This is a genomic window from Streptomyces sp. CCM_MD2014 (assembly GCF_000772045.1).
Lineage (GTDB): Bacteria > Actinomycetota > Actinomycetes > Streptomycetales > Streptomycetaceae > Streptomyces > Streptomyces salinarius.
Window position 1 is genome coordinate 6,771,421 of record NZ_CP009754.1, and the last position, 17,074, is coordinate 6,788,494.

18 protein-coding genes are annotated in these 17,074 nt (G+C 74.3%); 11 read left to right on the plus strand and 7 right to left on the minus strand.

The window, feature by feature from the left end; genetic code table 11:
- Positions 1-175 precede the first annotated feature (175 nt).
- From NI25_RS30105 to NI25_RS30115, 3 genes are all read left to right on the plus strand, one after another.
- Positions 176-895 carry a class II aldolase/adducin family protein gene (locus NI25_RS30105; RefSeq protein ID WP_061445467.1) on the plus strand — a complete coding sequence of 240 codons (720 nt, stop codon included), beginning with the start codon at positions 176-178 and terminating at the stop codon, positions 893-895.
- An 818-nt stretch (positions 896-1,713) separates the two neighbouring features.
- Positions 1,714-2,841, plus strand: a complete 1,128-nt coding sequence (locus NI25_RS30110; protein ID WP_061445468.1) for an alpha/beta hydrolase family protein — start codon at positions 1,714-1,716, stop codon at positions 2,839-2,841.
- Between the two features lie 190 nt (positions 2,842-3,031).
- On the plus strand, positions 3,032-4,447 hold the full coding sequence (locus NI25_RS30115) for a hypothetical protein (RefSeq protein WP_061445469.1): 1,416 nt from the start codon (positions 3,032-3,034) through the stop codon (positions 4,445-4,447).
- Positions 4,448-4,479: 32 nt separating this feature from the next.
- Here NI25_RS30115 and NI25_RS30120 read toward each other — a convergent pair whose 3' ends face one another.
- On the minus strand, positions 4,480-4,893 hold the full coding sequence (locus tag NI25_RS30120; RefSeq protein WP_061445470.1) for a VOC family protein: 414 nt from the start codon (positions 4,891-4,893) through the stop codon (positions 4,480-4,482).
- 275 nt (positions 4,894-5,168) lie between these two features.
- Between NI25_RS30120 and NI25_RS30125 the strand changes: the two genes are divergently transcribed.
- The 8 genes from NI25_RS30125 (at position 5,169) to amaP (ending at position 10,867) form a co-directional block, all read left to right on the plus strand.
- On the plus strand, positions 5,169-6,767 hold the full coding sequence (locus NI25_RS30125) for an ABC-F family ATP-binding cassette domain-containing protein (protein WP_061445471.1): 1,599 nt from the start codon (positions 5,169-5,171) through the stop codon (positions 6,765-6,767).
- Positions 6,768-7,136: 369 nt separating this feature from the next.
- Complete coding sequence (locus tag NI25_RS30130; RefSeq protein WP_003976983.1) at positions 7,137-7,358, plus strand: helix-turn-helix domain-containing protein; 222 nt, start codon at positions 7,137-7,139, stop codon at positions 7,356-7,358.
- Positions 7,359-7,526: 168 nt separating this feature from the next.
- Positions 7,527-8,330, plus strand: coding sequence for an enoyl-CoA hydratase/isomerase family protein (locus NI25_RS30135; RefSeq protein WP_061445472.1), 804 nt, complete (start codon positions 7,527-7,529; stop codon positions 8,328-8,330).
- A gap of 184 nt (positions 8,331-8,514) precedes the next feature.
- Positions 8,515-8,997, plus strand: coding sequence for an Asp23/Gls24 family envelope stress response protein (locus NI25_RS30140; protein ID WP_061447160.1), 483 nt, complete (start codon positions 8,515-8,517; stop codon positions 8,995-8,997).
- Between the two features lie 49 nt (positions 8,998-9,046).
- Positions 9,047-9,232, plus strand: a complete 186-nt coding sequence (locus tag NI25_RS30145; RefSeq protein ID WP_061445473.1) for a hypothetical protein — start codon at positions 9,047-9,049, stop codon at positions 9,230-9,232.
- Complete coding sequence (locus NI25_RS30150; RefSeq protein ID WP_061445474.1) at positions 9,229-9,612, plus strand: hypothetical protein; 384 nt, start codon at positions 9,229-9,231, stop codon at positions 9,610-9,612. The genes NI25_RS30145 and NI25_RS30150 overlap by 4 nt, the downstream gene beginning before the upstream one ends.
- Positions 9,609-10,283 carry a DUF6286 domain-containing protein gene (locus NI25_RS30155; RefSeq protein WP_061445475.1) on the plus strand — a complete coding sequence of 225 codons (675 nt, stop codon included), beginning with the start codon at positions 9,609-9,611 and terminating at the stop codon, positions 10,281-10,283. The genes NI25_RS30150 and NI25_RS30155 overlap by 4 nt, the downstream gene beginning before the upstream one ends.
- The gene (gene amaP / locus NI25_RS30160) at positions 10,280-10,867 is read left to right on the plus strand and encodes an alkaline shock response membrane anchor protein AmaP (protein ID WP_061445476.1); all 588 of its coding nucleotides are present in this window, start codon (positions 10,280-10,282) and stop codon (positions 10,865-10,867) included. The genes NI25_RS30155 and amaP overlap by 4 nt, the downstream gene beginning before the upstream one ends.
- A 194-nt stretch (positions 10,868-11,061) precedes the next feature.
- Here amaP and NI25_RS30165 read toward each other — a convergent pair whose 3' ends face one another.
- The 6 genes from NI25_RS30165 to NI25_RS30190 all read right to left on the minus strand — a co-directional run bounded on the left by NI25_RS30165 (position 11,062) and on the right by NI25_RS30190 (position 17,063).
- The gene (locus NI25_RS30165) at positions 11,062-11,817 is read right to left on the minus strand and encodes an SDR family oxidoreductase (protein WP_061445477.1); all 756 of its coding nucleotides are present in this window, start codon (positions 11,815-11,817) and stop codon (positions 11,062-11,064) included.
- 4 nt (positions 11,818-11,821) lie between these two features.
- Complete coding sequence (locus tag NI25_RS30170; RefSeq protein WP_061445478.1) at positions 11,822-13,609, minus strand: glycoside hydrolase family 15 protein; 1,788 nt, start codon at positions 13,607-13,609, stop codon at positions 11,822-11,824.
- A gap of 81 nt (positions 13,610-13,690) precedes the next feature.
- Positions 13,691-14,482 carry an SURF1 family protein gene (locus NI25_RS30175; RefSeq protein WP_061445479.1) on the minus strand — a complete coding sequence of 264 codons (792 nt, stop codon included), beginning with the start codon at positions 14,480-14,482 and terminating at the stop codon, positions 13,691-13,693.
- 144 nt (positions 14,483-14,626) lie between these two features.
- Complete coding sequence (locus NI25_RS30180; RefSeq protein ID WP_003976994.1) at positions 14,627-14,860, minus strand: hypothetical protein; 234 nt, start codon at positions 14,858-14,860, stop codon at positions 14,627-14,629.
- Between the two features lie 98 nt (positions 14,861-14,958).
- Entirely contained in the window at positions 14,959-15,951 is a 993-nt protein-coding gene (locus NI25_RS30185) for a DEDDh family exonuclease (protein WP_061445480.1), read from the minus strand.
- A 104-nt stretch (positions 15,952-16,055) separates the two neighbouring features.
- Positions 16,056-17,063 carry a CopD family protein gene (locus NI25_RS30190; protein WP_061445481.1) on the minus strand — a complete coding sequence of 336 codons (1,008 nt, stop codon included), beginning with the start codon at positions 17,061-17,063 and terminating at the stop codon, positions 16,056-16,058.
- Between the last annotated feature and the right edge of the window lie 11 nt (positions 17,064-17,074).

Below are 17,074 nucleotides of genomic sequence, written 5' to 3' on the forward strand. Positions count from 1 at the left end.
GGGTGAACGGAAGATGAACTGGGCAGGGCGTCACGGTGACCGGAAGCGGTGTCCGGGCCTCCCTCTGCGTGCCCGCTCCGGTGCTCTCCGGAGACGTCCCTGGCAGGATCACCGGGAGGCCGTCCGGCGAGGGCGCGCGAGGGGCCCGCGGGCGGCCCGGGAGGAGGCGGTGACTGTGACGTATTCGCGGGCCGGAGGGGCGGACGGGCCTGGGGAGCCGGACCGGGAGGCGGCGGAACCGACCGCGGAGCCGGCCCGGGAAGCGGCCTGGGCGGAACTCGTCGCGACGGCCCGGCGGACGGTCGCCGACGGACTGGTGGTGGGCACCTCCGGGAACGTCTCGGTGCGCGTCGGCGACACGGTCCTGGTCACCCCGTCGGGTGTGTCCTACGACCGTCTGGCCCCACGCGACATGACCGGCGTCGACCTGGACGGACGGCAGGTTCTCGGCACCCTGGTCCCCACCAGCGAACTGCCCATGCACCTGGCCGTGTACCGCGCCGACCCCGGCGCCCGCGCCGTCGTCCACACCCACGCCGTGCACGCCACGGCGGTCTCCCTGCTCGTGCCCGAACTCCCGCCGGTGCACTACATGACCGCAGCGCTCGGCGGCCCCGTCCGGGTCGCCCCGTACGCGGCCTACGGCACCGACGAACTCGCCCGCGGCATGCTCGACGCCCTCGCCGGCCGCACCGGCTGCCTGCTCCGCAACCACGGCACGATCACCTACGGCACCTCGCTCGACCAGGCATACGACCGCACCGCCCAGCTCGAGTGGATGTGCCGCCTGTGGCTGACGGCCTCCTCGGTGCCGGGCCACTCGCCCTCCCTGCTGACACCGGACCAACTGGCGGAGGTCGCGGAGCGCCTGCGGGGGTACGGGCAGCGAGGCTGACGTCCGGGCCGGTCCGCGGTCGCCTGTCCGTCCTGAGACGCTCGGCGGCCGCGCCGCATGCCGCAGGGCCGGTCCGCGGTCGCCTGTCCGTCCTGAGACGCTCGGCGGCCGCGCCGCATGCCGCAGGGCCGGTCCGCGGTCGCCCGTCCGCCCTGCGAGGCCCGGCGACCCCGCCACACGCACCAAGCCCACCCGGCACCAGACCCCTCCGGCCGCACGCCGGGGCACTGCGTCGGCCTCTGGGGCACCGCGTCGCCCCCTGGGACACCGCGCCGCCCCCTGGGACTCCGCACGTCGGGGCACCGCGTCGCCCCCTGGGACACCGCGCCGCCCCCTGGGACTCCGCACGTCGGGGCACCGCGTCGCCCCCTGGGACACCGCGCCGCCCCCTGGGACTCCGCACGTCGGGGCACCGCGTCGCCCTCTGGGACACCGCGCCATCCCCTGGGACTCCGCACGCCGGAGCACCGCGTCGGCTCCTGGGACACCGCGCCGCACGCCCGGGGTGTCGGGCCGGACGCCGGGCATCGCACGGCGCGTCGAGGCACCGTGCCGCGCAGGGCCCGAAGGCGCCGTGCGCGGGCCGGAAGTGCCGCACCGACCCCCGAGGCGTCGCACCCGCACCGCCGAGGCACCGCGTCGGCGCGGCGGGGCCGCCCTCCAGGTGGCGGCGGGCAACGGCGACGGGTGAACCGGGGCGGGACCCGGGGTGCGTGGCGGGCGGCTCAGGGGGTACCGGCTACGGGACACGAGCACTGTCGTCACCCACTGTCACGCGTCCACTGGCCGCCCGAGGACTCCCCCAGGAGACTGGCCCCATGCGCACTGTCACCGCAACGGCAGCCGCCGTCACCGCCGCCCTGGCGACCGGGGCGGCGAGCGTCGCCGCCGGCCGGCTCGCCAGCGACGCCGCGCTCAAGGCGCCCCCCGGCCGGCCCCTGCCCACCGAGCCCCGGCTCACCGTGCACGGCACCGCCGCCGGGCAGATCACCCTCACCCGGGACCTGGCCGCGCTGCGCCCCGGCCGGTACGGGCTCGCCGGCGATGGGTCGCACGCGGTCGTCGGCCCGGTCCTCGGCACCGCCGAACACGGCGCCGACACCGTCGTACGCCGCCTCGAACGCGTCACGCACGGCACCCTCGAGGCCGGTGACCGGGCGTGGTTCACCCCGAACCTGTACGTCGGGAACCCGGGCACGGCCCTCGGCATCGACTACACCGACGTCGAGGTACCGGGCGAACTCGGTCCGCTCCCGGCCTGGTTCGTGCCCGGGGCCCGCCCGACCTGGATCATCGCCGTGCACGGCCTGGCCGCCACCCGCGAACACGCCCTGAACCTGATCGCCCCCCTGCACCGCAAGAACGTCGCGGTCCTCGCCCTCGCCCACCGCGGCGACGTCGGCGCGCCGCCCTCGCCCGACGGGCTGCACCACTTCGGCGAGACCGAGTGGCGCGACGTGGACGCGGCCGTGCGCTACGCCCTCGACCACGGTGCCCGTCAGGTCGTCCTGCTCGGCTGGTCCACCGGCGCGACCATGGCCCTGCGCACCGCCGCGCTCTCCGGCGTGCGCGAGCGCATCGCGGGCCTCGTGCTGGACTCCCCGGTCCTCAGCTGGGAGACCACCCTGCGCGCCCTGGCCGCCGCCCGCCGCGTCCCCGGCGCTCTCCTGCCGCTCGCCGTCCGGGCCGCGCAGGGCCGCGCCGGTCTGCACGCCGACCGGGACGCCGGTATGGCGGGCCTGTACCGCCCGGCGGTCCCGACCCTGATCTTCCACGGCCCGGGCGACGCGGTGGCCCCCTGGCGCCTCTCCCGCCGCCTCGCCGACACCCACTCGCGCCTGGTCGCCCTCCACACCGTCCGCGACGCCCCGCACGGTGCCATGTGGAACGCGGACCCCGAGGACTACGAGGAGACCCTCCGCCGCTTCATGACCCCCCTGGTGTGACCCCGCGACACCCCTGTCACGCCCCCGTCCGCCGTTGTCGCCGCGCGCGTCGCTCCGGTTCCGGTTGACGCCGCACCAGTGGCCTGATCCGGTGCCCGGGCAGCGCGCCCGGGCCCCACGTCCGCCGTCCCAGGAGGCCGCCGGGGCATTCCGTTTGGGTTTTCGGACCGTCAACCGGAAGACTGCACCCGTGACGTCCCGTATCCCGCGCGACTCCAGGCTTCGACTCGTCCGCCCGCGACCCCTGGCCGCCGCCCCCCAAGCGATCAATCAGCGGCGTCCGCGCCGCCCCGCGCCGCGCCCGCCGGAAGGCACACCGGCCCGGTCGGAGCTGGCCCGAATGGCGCGCTCCGGTCTTGCCGACGCGGCCCGCGTCGCCCGCTGGGCCGACTCCGCCCTCGGCCCCGGCCGCGGCAGCGCGACCGCCGACGGCAAGGCCACCCTGTCCGACGCCACCGCCGAGCACGCGGCCCGCGAACTGGGCCTCACCGTGGCCAAGGTGCGCGCGGACTGGGACACGGCCCGCCTCGCCGGACTGATCGAGGTGCACGGCGACACCGCACGTCCCGGCTGGCGGCTGCGCGCCTGGAACCGCGACGACGGCGCCGTGCTGCGCGGCTGGGTCGCCCTCTTCGACGCCTGGTCGCTCGCCCACCCCGAGCCCGCGGAGGAGCCCGCCGTCGTCGCCGAGGTCGTCTCCGCGATGCCCCAGGTGCTCTCCTTCCTCCAGCTGTCCGCCGGACCCGTCCCCGTGGCGCAGCTCCTGGACCTGCTGGAGCAGCGCGTCACCGAACTGCGCACCGAACGCTGCGAGGTGCCCTACGGCCCCCGGCTGGAGCCCGGCACCCCGGGCGCCGAACCGGAGCCGGACCCCGCCACCGACACCCCGCTCGCGCCACTCCTCGACTGGGCCCTGCACGCCCTCGCCTCCGTCGGCGCCCTCACCTGCGGCGACGGACACGCCACACTCACCCCGCTGGGCAGCTGGGCGGTCTGGGTCAAGCTGGAGCAGATCTGCGTCGCCGCGCAGAGCCCGGCCGGCCACATCGAGCAGTCGGCCGAGGGCATGCTCCGCGGCTGCGCCCGGCTCCGCCCCAACGCCGCCCGCGACGAGTACCGCGCCTGGCTCGCCGCCCGCCCCGTCGGCAGCGCCGTCGCCGAACTGCTCGGCGCCGCCCGCGGCGAGGACGCCCTGCTGCGCGGCCTGGCCTTCGACGCGCTGCGGGTCGTCGGCGCCCCCGCCGAGCCCGACGTGCGCGGCGTCCTCGACGAGCCGACGCTGCGCCCGTACGCCCTGCTGTGGCTGGCCGAGCACGACGGCGCCGACCCCGAGGACGCCCACGAGGTCCTCACCCGCCCGGAGGCCACCTGGCTGTGGGTCGACACCGCGGCGGCCGTCGCCGACCACGGGGAGGCGCCGCTGCTCGTGCGCCACCTGGAGTCGGCGGTGCAGGCCACCGTCCCGGCGCTGCTCGACGAGGTCCGGGCCGTCGGCCACCCTCGCACCGTGCAGGTCCTGGTCGCCCTCGCCGCCGCGCATCCCGACCCCGCGCTGGCCAAGGCCGTCCGCCGGGCGGCCTTCCAGGTCCACACCGGGGGCGGCTGAGTCCGGAAGGGCCGCGGGCGCCGCGCCGGAGGCTACCCGCCCGCCTCCGGCGCGTAGGTCCCGAAGCTCCAGACGTTGCCCTCCAGATCGCGGGCCATGTAGTCCCGGGAGCCGTAGTCCTGGTCGGTCGGGGGCATCAGGATCTCCGCGCCGTGCTCCGCGGCCCGCCGGTGGTGGGCGTCGACGTCCGCCACCACGACGTACACCCCCGCGGGGCCGGCGTTCTTCATCGCCTCGTCGAAGCGGCCGCCCCTGCCCTTCGAGCCGAGCATGACCACGCCGTCGCCCTGGCCCAGCTCGGCGTGGGCCACCGAGCCGTCCCGGTCCTCGTAGACCGCGATCTCGGTGAAGCCGAAGGCCTCGGTGAGCTGTCGGATCGCCGCCCTGGCGTCCGCGTACCGGAGCGTCGGGCAGATGCCCGGGCGCCCGCCGTCGTTGCCTGCCATGCCGATCACTTCCCTGTGAGCCGGTGGTCCGTCGTGACCTGACCGAGCCCGCGGCCCGACGCCGCTTTCGACCCGTTCGCCCAGTCTCGCACCGGCCACTGACACCGCACGGGCATCGCCCGGGCACCGCTGGGACGGCCTCGGGCGGCGCGCGCGGGAAAAGCGGTTGCACCGCCCCGTTAGACTGGCCCTCATGGCCATTCTCCTCGTGCATTAGACGGCGGGATCCTCCACAGCCGCCCACCCCGCCAATCCACCCGCCCAGGAGTCTGACCGTGATCTCCGCCTCCGGCATCGAGCTGCGCGCCGGTGCCCGTGTCCTCATCGAGAGCGCCACCTTCCGCGTCGCCAAGGGCGACCGCATCGGCCTGGTCGGCCGCAACGGCGCCGGCAAGACCACCCTCACCAAGGTCCTGGCCGGCGAGGGCCAGCCCGCCGCCGGCACCGTCACCCGCTCCGGCGAGGTCGGCTACCTCCCCCAGGACCCGCGCACCGGCGACCTCGACGTGCTCGCCCGCGACCGCATCCTGTCCGCCCGAGGCCTGGACGTCCTGATCCGCAAGATGCGGGAGAACGAGCAGCGCATCGCCAACGGCCAGGGCGCCACCCGCGACAAGGCCCTGCGGCAGTACGAGCGCCAGGAGACCGAGTTCCTCACCAAGGGCGGGTACGCCGCCGAGGCCGAGGCCGCCACCATCGCGGCCGCGCTCAATCTGCCCGACCGGGTGCTCGGCCAGCCCCTGCACACGCTCTCCGGCGGTCAGCGCCGCCGTATCGAGCTGGCCCGGATCCTGTTCTCGGACGCCGACACCCTGCTCCTCGACGAGCCCACCAACCACCTCGACGCCGACTCGATCGTCTGGCTGCGGGACTACCTGAAGACCTACCGCGGCGGCTTCATCGTGATCTCCCACGACGTCGACCTGGTCGAGACGGTCGTCAACAAGGTGTTCTACCTGGACGCCAACCGCTCCCAGATCGACGTCTACAACATGGGCTGGAAGCTCTACCAGCAGCAGCGCGAGGCCGACGAGAAGCGCCGCAAGCGCGAGCGCGCCAACGCCGAGAAGAAGGCCGCCGCCCTGCACTCGCAGGCCGACAAGATGCGCGCCAAGGCCACCAAGACGGTCGCCGCGCAGAACATGGCCCGCCGCGCCGACAAGCTGCTCTCCGGCCTGGAGGCGGTCCGGCAGTCCGACAAGGTCGCCAAGCTCCGCTTCCCGGAGCCCGCCCCCTGCGGCAAGACCCCGCTCACCGCCGAGGGCCTGTCCAAGTCGTACGGCTCCCTGGAGATCTTCACCGACGTCGGCCTGGCCATCGACAAGGGTTCCCGGGTCGTCATCCTCGGTCTCAACGGCGCGGGCAAGACGACGCTGCTGCGCCTCCTCGGCGGCGTCGAGAAGCCGGACACCGGCCAGGTGATCGAGGGCCACGGCCTCAAGCTCGGCTACTACGCGCAGGAGCACGAGACCCTCGATCCCGAGCGCACCGTCCTGGAGAACATGCGCTCGGCCAACCCCGACCTGGACCTCGTGGACGTCCGCAAGACGCTGGGTTCGTTCCTGTTCTCCGGCGACGACGTCGACAAGCCCGCCGGCGTCCTCTCCGGCGGCGAGAAGACCAGGCTGGCGCTGGCCACCCTCGTGGTGTCCTCGGCGAACGTGCTGCTCCTGGACGAGCCCACCAACAACCTCGACCCGGCCAGCCGCGAGGAGATCCTCGGCGCGCTGCGCACCTACAAGGGCGCGGTCGTCCTCGTCACCCACGACGAGGGCGCCGTCGAGGCGCTCCAGCCGGAGCGGATCATCCTGCTTCCGGACGGCGTCGAGGACCTGTGGGGCGCCGACTACGCGGACCTCGTCGCCCTCGCCTGACCGTCGCTCGCGCCCGAGCGTCGCCTTCGCTTGATCGAATGGATGATCCACTGGTGATGGATCATTCGGCCGATCCGTGATCCACCATCTGCGTGAGATCTCCTCATCAAGAGGTGTGTCCTACATCGATTTCGCGGCCGGGTTCCCCTTTGCCGGGGCCCCGGCCGTGACGCCTTTCTGACCTGGAATTTCGCGGAGAAACCCGTTCGGCGGAACGCGCCCAATTCTCTGGAATCGCAGATTCCGTATGTGGGGACCCGCTCCTGTCGTCACCACCTTGTCTCATCGACCTTGCCGAATGGGTGGCCATGAGCGCCTGGAGGGGTGATCATGAGAAGACCAGAGCGCACTTCCCATGAGGAGGCACGGGTGGCCGAGACTCTGAAGAAGGGCAGCCGGGTGACCGGCGCCGCGCGCGACAAGCTCGCGGCAGACCTGAAGAAGAAGTACGACGCCGGTGCGAGCATCCGGGCGTTGGCCGAGGAAACCGGCCGCTCGTATGGCTTTGTGCACCGCATGCTCAGCGAGTCGGGCGTCACGCTGCGAGGGCGTGGCGGGGCTACCCGGGGCAAAAAGGCCACATCGGCCTGACGTCCCGGGCGGCCCCCGGCTTCGAACGCGTTCCGAAAGTGATGGTGGCCACCCGGTCGGTCGTCCGACCGCCCGGGTGGTTACTGTGCAGTCACTTAGCCCTGCCGTGGTACGGCGCACCGTCCGGCGCGCGGCGGGGACGACGACCGCACCTTTCGGAGGCGCCCCATGGCTTCGCCCGCCCACGACCCCGGTCCCGCACTCGACCAGGACGGCGTGCGGCTCACCGTCGACGACGCGATCGCCACGGTGACGCTGACCAACCCGGCCAAGCGCAACGCGCAGAGTCCCGCTCTGTGGCGGGCGCTCACCGAGGCCGGCCGGCTGCTGCCGGGCTCCGTCCGGGCGGTGGTGCTGCGGGCCGAGGGCAAGTCCTTCTCGGCCGGGCTCGACCGGCAGGCGTTCACGCCCGAGGGCTTCGACGGCGAACCGTCGTTCATCGACCTCGCCCGGGGCGCCGACGCCGAGCTGGACGCGACCATCGCCGAGTACCAGGAGGCGTTCACCTGGTGGCGGCGCAGCGACCTCGTGTCGGTCGCCGCCGTGCAGGGGCACGCCATCGGGGCGGGCTTCCAGCTGGCCCTCGCCTGCGACCTGCGGGTCGTCGCGGACGACGTGCAGTTCGCCATGCGCGAGACCAGCCTCGGCCTGGTGCCGGACCTGACGGGCACGCACCCCCTGGTGTCCCTGGTCGGATACGCCCGCGCGCTGGAGATCTGCGCGACCGGGCGCTTCGTCGCGGCCGAGGAGGCCGTGAGCACCGGCCTGGCCAACCTCGCCGTGCCCGCGGACCAGCTCGACCCCGCGGTGCACGACCTGGTGTCGGCGATCCTGGCCGCACCGCGCGACGCGGTCGTCGAGACCAAGGCGCTGCTCCAGGGTGCCCAGACGCGGGACTACGAGACCCAGCGCACCGCCGAACGGGCCGCCCAGGGACGCCGGCTGCGCGACCTGGCGGGGCTCGGGGAGTAAGGACGCTCCCGGGGTGCGGCCCCCGGCGCCGGGCGGCGGCCTCGCGTGCCTCGTCCGGATCCACGAGCCCGATCCGCAGCTCGCCGGCCGCACCCCGTCCTCCAACCTGCCGCGTCCGTGGCGCGAGCTCGTCCAACCCCGCCTAACGTGGTCACAGGACTACGACCGGAAGGGACGTACGGCGATGAGCGACATGGAGAGCCACCGAAGCGGACCGGACACCATCGAGACCTCCGGAACGTTCAAGGGCCAGACGCTCCGGCGCGGCGGCGGCGACCCCGGCACCCGGGGACGGACCACCATCGCCGACGGCGTCGTGGAGAAGATCACCGGAATGGCGGCCCGCGACGTCGCCGGTGTGCATGCGATGGGCAGCGGCATGTCGCGCACCTTCGGCGCCGTGCGCGACCGGGTCCCCGGCGGGACCAGGTCCGGGGTGACCCGCGGGGTGAAGGCCGAGGTCGGCGAGAAGCAGACCGCCCTCGACCTGGAGATCGTCGTCGAGTACGGCGTGTCGATCGCGGACGTGGCCCGGGACGTGCGGGAGAACGTGGTCGCGGCCGTGGAGCGGATGACCGGTCTCGAGGTCGTCGAGGTCAACATCGCGGTGAGCGACGTCAAGCTGCCCGACGAGGAGGACGAGGAACCGGAGCCCCGGATCAAGTGAGGGGGACGCCGAGGGAAGAGGACCGAGCGGTGAGTGAGGGGAGCGCACCATGAGCATGGCCGTGGTCGGCATGATCGCCGGCATGGCACTGGGCTTCGCCGGCTACTTCGGCGGATTCGGCGCCTTCCTGCTGGTGGCGGCCCTGGGGGCCGTCGGGTTCGTCGCCGGCCGTCTCCTGGAGGGGGACATGGACCTCGGTGACTTCTTCCGCAGCCGCGACGACCGGCGGCGGTGACCGGCGTGAGCGACGGGGCCGGCGAGCTCCTGCAACCCCTGGCCCGCGTGGCGCCCGGCGAGCGCGGTGCCACCCGGATCGCCGACCGGGTCGTCGCCAAGGTCGCCGCCCGGGCGGCACGCGAGGCGATCGGCCCGCTGCACCCGGACGCGGCGCGCCCGTACGCCACCGTCGTCGTCCACCACGACACCGCCCGTGTCAGCGTCCACCTGGAACTCGACTATCCGTGCGACATCGGCGCCCGCTGCGCCCGGGTGCGTCACCAAGTCGTCCAGCGGGTACGCGCGTTCGTGGGCATGGCGGTGCCGGAGGTCGCCGTCCGGGTGGAACGGCTGCACCTGGCGGCGGAGTACGGCGCGAGGCACGGGAGGACGCGATGAGCGAGCCCCAGGGGGCCGGGACGGGAGAGGGCAGCACCCAGCGCCTGCCCGTCGTGGAACGCGGCGCGGGGACGGACACGGAACCGGGCCCGTACGAGTCCGGCGTCACGGACGCCCCCGCCAGCGGCCGGGCCGGCCGCTTCTGGTCCGCGCGCCGTGTCCCCGCCGGCATCGTCGCCCTCCTGCTCCTGTTCCTCACCGGGGCCTTCCTCTACGACGTCGCCGCCGTGCGCGCCGGCCGGTCCGCCCTCGGCTGGCGCCGGGACCTGGCCCGGCAGCTCGCCGAACGGCCCGTCGACGACACGTGGGTGCTGGTCGGCGCGGGAGTCGCCGCCGCCCTCGGGCTCTGGCTGCTCGTGCTGGCCCTCACCCCCGGGCTGCGCCGGCTGCTGCCGATGCGGCGCACCCACCCCGGCGTACGCGCCGGGCTGCACCGGAACGCCGCCGCCACCGTGCTGCGCGACCGGGCCATGGAGGTGTCCGGGGTGCAGTCGGCGCGGGTGCGGATGCGCCGCCGCAGGGCCCGCGTACGGGCGCTGTCGCACTTCCGGGAACTGGACGACGTACGGGCCGACCTGGACGGTGTGCTCGACGGCGCGGTGCGCGGCCTCGGCCTGGCCCGGCCGCCCGCCGTGTCGCTGCGGGTGAAGCGCCCCGGACGGAAGGGGTGAGCGCGGTGCTCAGGACGGTGAACCGGGTACTGACCGGACTGGCGGGCCTGGTCCTGCTCGTGCTCGGCGGCGCGGTGCTGGCCGTGGGGTTCGACGCGCCCGCGCCCTCCTGGTGGGTCCACCAGGGGCCGCACGACGTGCTGCTCAGCGACGCCGAACGCACCCGGTGGCGGGACGCCGGCTGGTGGTGGCCGGTCGTCATCGCCGCACTCGCCGTCCTGCTGCTGTTCGCCCTGTGGTGGCTGGTCGCGGTGGTACGCCGCCGCAGGCTCACCGAGGTTCTCGTCGACACCGGGGACGGCGAGGGCGCCACCCTGCGCGGCAAGGCGCTGGAGGAGGTCCTCGCCGGTGAGGCGGAGCGCGTGGACGGCGTAGAACGGGCCGGCGTGCGGCTCACCGGCCGCCGCGACGCCCCGGCGGCCCGGGTCCGGCTGCTCCTCGCCCCCCACGTGGACCCCGGCACCGCCCTGCACGACCTCACCACCCGGGCCCTGACCCACGCCCGCGACTCGGCGCACCTGCCGTCCCTCCCGGCCGAGGTCCAGCTCCGGGGCGTCAAGCACGGGGCCGAGCGGGTGAGCTGAGAACACCGGCGTCCGGAGCCCGGGGGCCACGACGCATCCGGCGCCCGAGAGGCCCCGCCGGGGGCGGGCGTTTGCGGCGGGTTCGCCGTCCGGTCCGGGACCCGAACCGGAGGGGACCGGAACCGGAGGGGGACCGGGCCGAGAGTGGCGCACCCCCGGCACCAGCCCCGGACCGGACAGGCTCCCCGTCCGCCCTAGAACCCGTGCCGCACGCCGCCGTCCACCGGGAGCATGACGCCCGTGACGTACGACGCCGCGGGGGAGAGCAGGAACGCGCACACGCGGCCGAACTCCTCCGGGGCGCCGTAGCGGCGCAGCGGGATACGGGACTCGGCGGCCGCCCTGGTCGCCTCCGGGTCGGCGGACAGCCCGTCCAGCTCGCGCACCCGGTCGGTGTCGACGCGCCCCGGCAGCAGGCCGACGACGCGGATGCCGCGCGGGCCCAGCTCGTCGGCGAGGGACTTGGCGAAGCCCGCGAGCCCGGGGCGCAGGCCGTTGGAGATGGTCAGGCCCGGGATCGGCTCGTGCACCGAGCCCGACAGCACGAACCCGATCACCCCGCCCTCCGCGAGCTCGGCCGCCGCCGTCCGGGCCAGCCGCGCCGCACCCAGGAACACCGACTCGAACGCCGCCTGCCACTGCTCGTCCGTGATGTCGGCGACGAACCCCGGCGGCGGCCCGCCCACACTGATCAGTACGCCGTCGAAACGGCCGAAGCGCTCACGGGCGGTCGCGATCAGCCGCCCGGCGGCCTCCGGGTCGGCGTTGTCGGCGGCCACCCCGACCGCGTCCGGCCCCAGTGCCGAGGCCGCCTCCGCGACGCTCTTCTCGTCCCGGCCCGTCACGACCACCTTCGCCCCGTCGGCGACCAGCTCGTGCGCGGCTGCGTTGCCCAGGCCCCGGGTGGCTCCCGTGACGACGTACACCCGGTCCTTCAGTCCAAGATCCATGGCCCTATCCTGCCTTCTCCTCCCCGAACAGGGCGAGGGCCGTGTTCACCAGGCCGACGTGGCTGAAGGCCTGCGGGAAGTTGCCGAGCTGACGTCCGGCCACCGGGTCGTACTCCTCGGCCAGCAGTCCCACGTCGTTGGCGAGCCCCACCAGACGCTCGAACAGCTCCCGCGCCTCCTTCGTCCGGCCGGTCGCGTGCAGGGCGTCCGCGTACCAGAACGAGCACACCAGGAACGTCCCCTCGCCGCCCGGCAGCCCGTCGACCCGGCGGCCCTCGGTGCTGTAGCGGCGCACCAGGCCGTCCCGGGTCAGCTCGGCGCCGATCGCGTCGACCGTGCCGACCACACGCGGGTCGTCCGGCGGCAGGAAGCCCACGCGCGGCACGAGCAGCAGCGAGGCGTCCAGCTCCCGCGAGCCGTAGTACTGGGTGAACGTGTTGCGCACGGGGTCGTAGCCCTTCTCGCACACCTCGCGGTGCACCTCGTCGCGCAGCGCCCGCCACCCGTCGAGGTCACCGCCGCCCAGTTCGGGATGGTTCTCCAGGGTGCGCACCGCCCGGTCCAGCGCCACCCACGTCATCACCTTCGAGTGCACGAACTGCCGGCGCCCGCCCCGCACCTCCCACAGTCCCTCGTCGGGCTCCCGCCACGCCGTGGCCAGGAACTCCATCAGCGCGCACTGCAGTTCCCACATCTGCGGCTGCGGCTGCATCCCCGCCAGCCGGGCCAGCGACAGGGAGTCCATGACCTCGCCGTACACGTCAAGCTGGAGCTGGTTCACCGCGTCGTTGCCGATGCGGACGGGCGTGGACTCGGCGAAGCCGGACAGCCACGGCAGCTCGAACTCGGGCAGCCGCCGCTCGCCCGCGACGCCGTACATGATCTGCAGGTCGGCAGGGTTGCCCGCGACCGCGCGCAGCAGCCAGTCGCGCCAGTCCTCGGCCTCCTCCAGGTATCCGGCCGACAGCAGGGCACCCAGGGTGAGCGTGGAGTCGCGCAGCCAGCAGAAGCGGTAGTCCCAGTTGCGCACCCCGCCCGGCTCCTCGGGCAGCGAGGTGCTGGGCGCGGCCACGATGCCGCCCGTGGGCTTGTAGGTGAGCGCCTTCAGCGTGATCAGGGAGCGGACCACGGCGTCCCGGTGCGGACCCTCGTAGCGGCAGCGCGCCGCCCACGCGCGCCAGTCCTCGACGCTGTGCTCCAGCGACACGTACGGGTCGATCAGCGGCGGGCGCGGTTCGTGCGAGGGGTGCCAGGTCAGCACGAACGCGACCTTCTCGCCCGCGGCCACGGTGAACTCCGCGTGCGTCCCGAGGTCCTCGCCCCAGGTGTGCACCTCCGGCTCGCTGCGCAGCCACGCCGAGTCCGGTCCGGCGACGGCCACCCGGTGCCCGTCGTCCCTGCGCACCCACGGGACGATCGAGCCGTAGTCGAAGCGCAGCCGCAGCACACTGCGCACGGTGACTTCGCCGCTCAGGCCCTCGACGATGCGCACGAGGTCGGGGGCGCGGTCGCGCTGGGGCATCAGGTCGGTGACGCGGACCGCACCGTCCTCGGTCTCCCACTCGGTGTCCAGGACGAGGGTGTCCGGCCGGTAGGCACGCCGCGTGCAGCGCTCGGCGCCCTTGGGGGCGATGCGCCAGTGGCCGTTGTCCTCGTCGCCGAGCAGCTTGGCGAAGCAGGCGGCCGAGTCGAAGCGGGGCAGGCAGAGCCAGTCCACGGAGCCGTCCGTGCCGACCAGGGCCGCGGTCTGCTGGTCGCCGATGAGCGCGTAGTCCTCGATGTCGGGGTGCACGGGTTGACCTCTTCCCGGCCGGAGCCGGAGCAATCGGATCCGCCCGCACGCTCCTTCCGCCCGCACGCTCCCTCCGCGCGGCTACACCGTCGCGGGTTCGGCCTCCGCCTCCCGCGCGTCCTCGCCGGCCTCCCGCTCGCGCTTCTCGCGGCGGACCAGGAACCACCAGCCGACGGGTACGGCCGCGGCGAACAGCCACCACTGGATCGCGTAGGCGTAGTTCAGCGCGGCGTTCTCGTTGCCGGGCCTGCCGATCGGCTTCGGGGAGTCGTCCTTCGGCTCCGGCGTCTTCAGGACGACGTAGCCGCCGAGCACCCGGGCGTCCAGGCGCTCGGCCTGCTGCTCGCTGTTGATGAGCATGATCTGCCGGTCCGGCAGGCCCTCAAGATCCTTGATCCCGCTCGCCTCGGTCGTCTCGTCGGGCATCAGCCGCCCGGTGACGGTGACCTCCCCCCGGGGCGGGGCGGGAATCTCGGGGAACTCCGTCTGGCTCGGGCCGTCCGCGGGGATCCAGCCCCGGTTCACGAGCATGACCTTGCCGTCGTCCAGCACGAACGGGGTCAGCACGTGGTAGCCGATGTTGTCGTCGCCGTCGGTGCGGCGGCGGACGACGACCTCGCGGTCCGTGTCGAAGCGGCCCTTCGCCGTGACGGTGCGGTACCGCTCACGCGTGGTGATCTTCTTGCCGGGCGCGGTCAGCGACTCCACGGGCACCGGCGACGCCTCGAGCGCACGCGCGACCAGGTCGTTCCGGGCGGTGCGCTCCTCGTAGCGGTGCATCTGCCAGAAGCCCAGCCGGATCATCGTGGGGATGAGCAGCACGGCGACCAGCGTGAGGATCACCCACTGGCGGGACAACAGGAAGCGGTACACGCATCGACGGTACCTTGACCGGGATCGGCCCTCGCGGGGAGGTCCCCGCGAGGGCCGCGGTCCCGCGTCGGCGGGGAGCACGTCCGGCTCCGAAGCCGCGGCGCGAGTGCGGCGACGGCTTCGCCCGGCGGTCACGCGAAGGGCTCACACCTTGTCGACGATCCCCGCCCTCCCCTCCGCGCGGGCGCAGTGGGCGCCGCAGAACCAGTGGCCGTCGACCTCGACGCCCTGGCCGATGATCTGCACCCGGCAGTGCTCGCAGATGGGCGCCATCCGGTGGATCGCGCAGGAGAAGCAGTCGAAGACGTGCACCGCGCCCTGGGCGTGGACCTCGAAGGTCATTCCGTAGTTGTTGCCGCAGACTTCACATGTCGCCATGCGCCACAGGGTGGGCCGTCCCCGCGGAGACGGGCGGGCGGGCGCCGGGCGAGTCGCCCGGAATCACCCGTCCGTACGGCTCCGCGGGACCGCGCGCCTCAGGACCCGGCGTCCGCGGGCTCGACGTCGGCGAGCAGCTGCCCGAACGCCGCCTCGTCCACCACCGGCGTGCCGAACTGCCGGGCCTTGACCACCTTCGAGGTGCCGGAGTCCGGGTCGTTGGTGACGAGCAGGCTGGTCAGCCGGGACAGGCTGGTCGCGACGTGCAGCCCCGCCTCGACGGCACGGTCCTCCAGCAGGTCCCGCTCGACGGAGGTGTCGCCCGAGAAGGCGACCCGCATGCCCTGCTTGAGCCTTTTGCCCTCTTCGTAACGGCCCGGGTTGGGATAGGGGCATGCGGGCCTTTTGCGCGACGGGCGCCAACTGCTCGGCCGGTAGCTTCCGTAGCTCGCCTGCTGTCCGATCCGGGGCGTGGGACGGTCCGACCACTCGGTCAGCGGCCGGCACTCATGCAGCGGCAGTCGCACGCCCCCCGCCGCCGCGGCCAGCAGGCTCGGCCGGAACGCCTCCGCCAGCACCCGCGCGTCGTCCAGCGCGTGGTGCGCCCGCTGCTGCACGACGCCGAAGTGCGCGGCCAGCGACTCCAGCTTGTGGTTGGGCAGCGGCAGGTCGAGCGCCTTGGACAGGGCGATGGTGCACAGCCGTTGCCGCACCGGTGCCTCGCGCTTCGCGCGCGCGTACTCGCGGGCGATCATCTGCCAGTCGAAGACGGCGTTGTGCGCGACGAGGACCCGGCCGTCCAGCCGGGCCGCGAACTCCTCCGCGACGTCGGGGAAGAGCGGCGCGTCACGGAGTACGTCGTCCGTCAGACCGTGTATCCACACCGGCCCCGGATCGCGCTGCGGATTGACCAGGGTGTACCAGTGGTCCTCGACCTCGCCGCGGGCGTCCAGCCGGTAGACGGCCGCCGAGATGATGCGGTCGTCGCGGGCCAGGCCGGTGGTCTCCACGTCGACGACCGCGTACCCCTGCGGATACGCGGCCGGCCACGCCGTGGCGGACGGCGCTGCGGTCGTGCGGTCTTCGAGCATGGTCAATGAGGATACGGGCCGGGACCGACACTCCGGTCCGGCAGGTGCCCCGTGCCGTCAAGTTCCGGACGCAGGGGAAGTGTTGCGGCATTCCTCGGGCGCACTCACCAGCGGATCGGCACCGGAAGCGCCGTCAGGAGCCCCGACACCGCGACCACCACGCCCAGCGCGACGACCTCCGCGCGCGCGGGGGAGCAGGCGGCCAGCGGGTCGGCGGCACGGCCCAGCCGGACCCTGGCCCACAGTGCGAGGGCGGCGACGGCGGCCACCAGCACCACCTTGGCGAGCAGGACGCGCCCGTACGCGGTCTCCGTGAGCTGGTCCAGGATCGTGCCGGCCGGCATCCGGCGCAGCGAACTGCACACGCCGGTCGCCGTGAGGGCCGCCAGCAGAACGGCGGCCACGCGCGCGTAGAGCCCCAGCAGGGCGGGCCCCGCCTCGGCGTCCCGCCAACGCCGCAGCACCCGCAGCGCGTAGAGCAGACCGCCCGCCCACAGTGAGGCGCACGTCAGATGGACGAGGGTCAGACCGGAGCCGAGCAGCGGGCTGTACTCGGTCGTGGGGTGCGCGCGCAGCGCGTCCGCGACGATCACGGCGGCCAGCGGCCATACCTGCAGCCCGGGCCGGCGGGAGGTCGCGCACAGCCAGGCCGCGAGGAACCCGTTGACCTCCACGAGCGCCAGCTTGCCGTCGCGGGAGGAGTAGAGGCCGCCGACGTCGATGTCGGCCGCGGAGCCCGGCACCAGGTTGCCCGTGGCCACGACCGATGCCAGCCCCAGGGCGGCGACGAAACCGGCGGCGGCCGCGTACGGCGCCCAGCTGCGCGGCCGGTCCGGGGGCGCGCCGGGCAGGGACCCGGCCAGCCGGTTGACGAAGAGTTCGCCGAGCGGCACGCTCAGCGCGGCGAAGAGCACCGTGCGCAGCAGGGCGATGCCGCCGGTGCCGGGCGCCTCGGCCTCCCCGGTGCCGTGCAGCGCGGGGGACGGGCCGAGCACGGGTATCAGCGCGCCGAGGACCACCAGCACGAGTACGGCCACGGCCCGGCCGGTTCCGGAGGGCCGCGAGTGCCGTCCGGTGCCGCTGATCGGGGACGGGGGTCGTATCGAGGTCACCCCAGGATCTT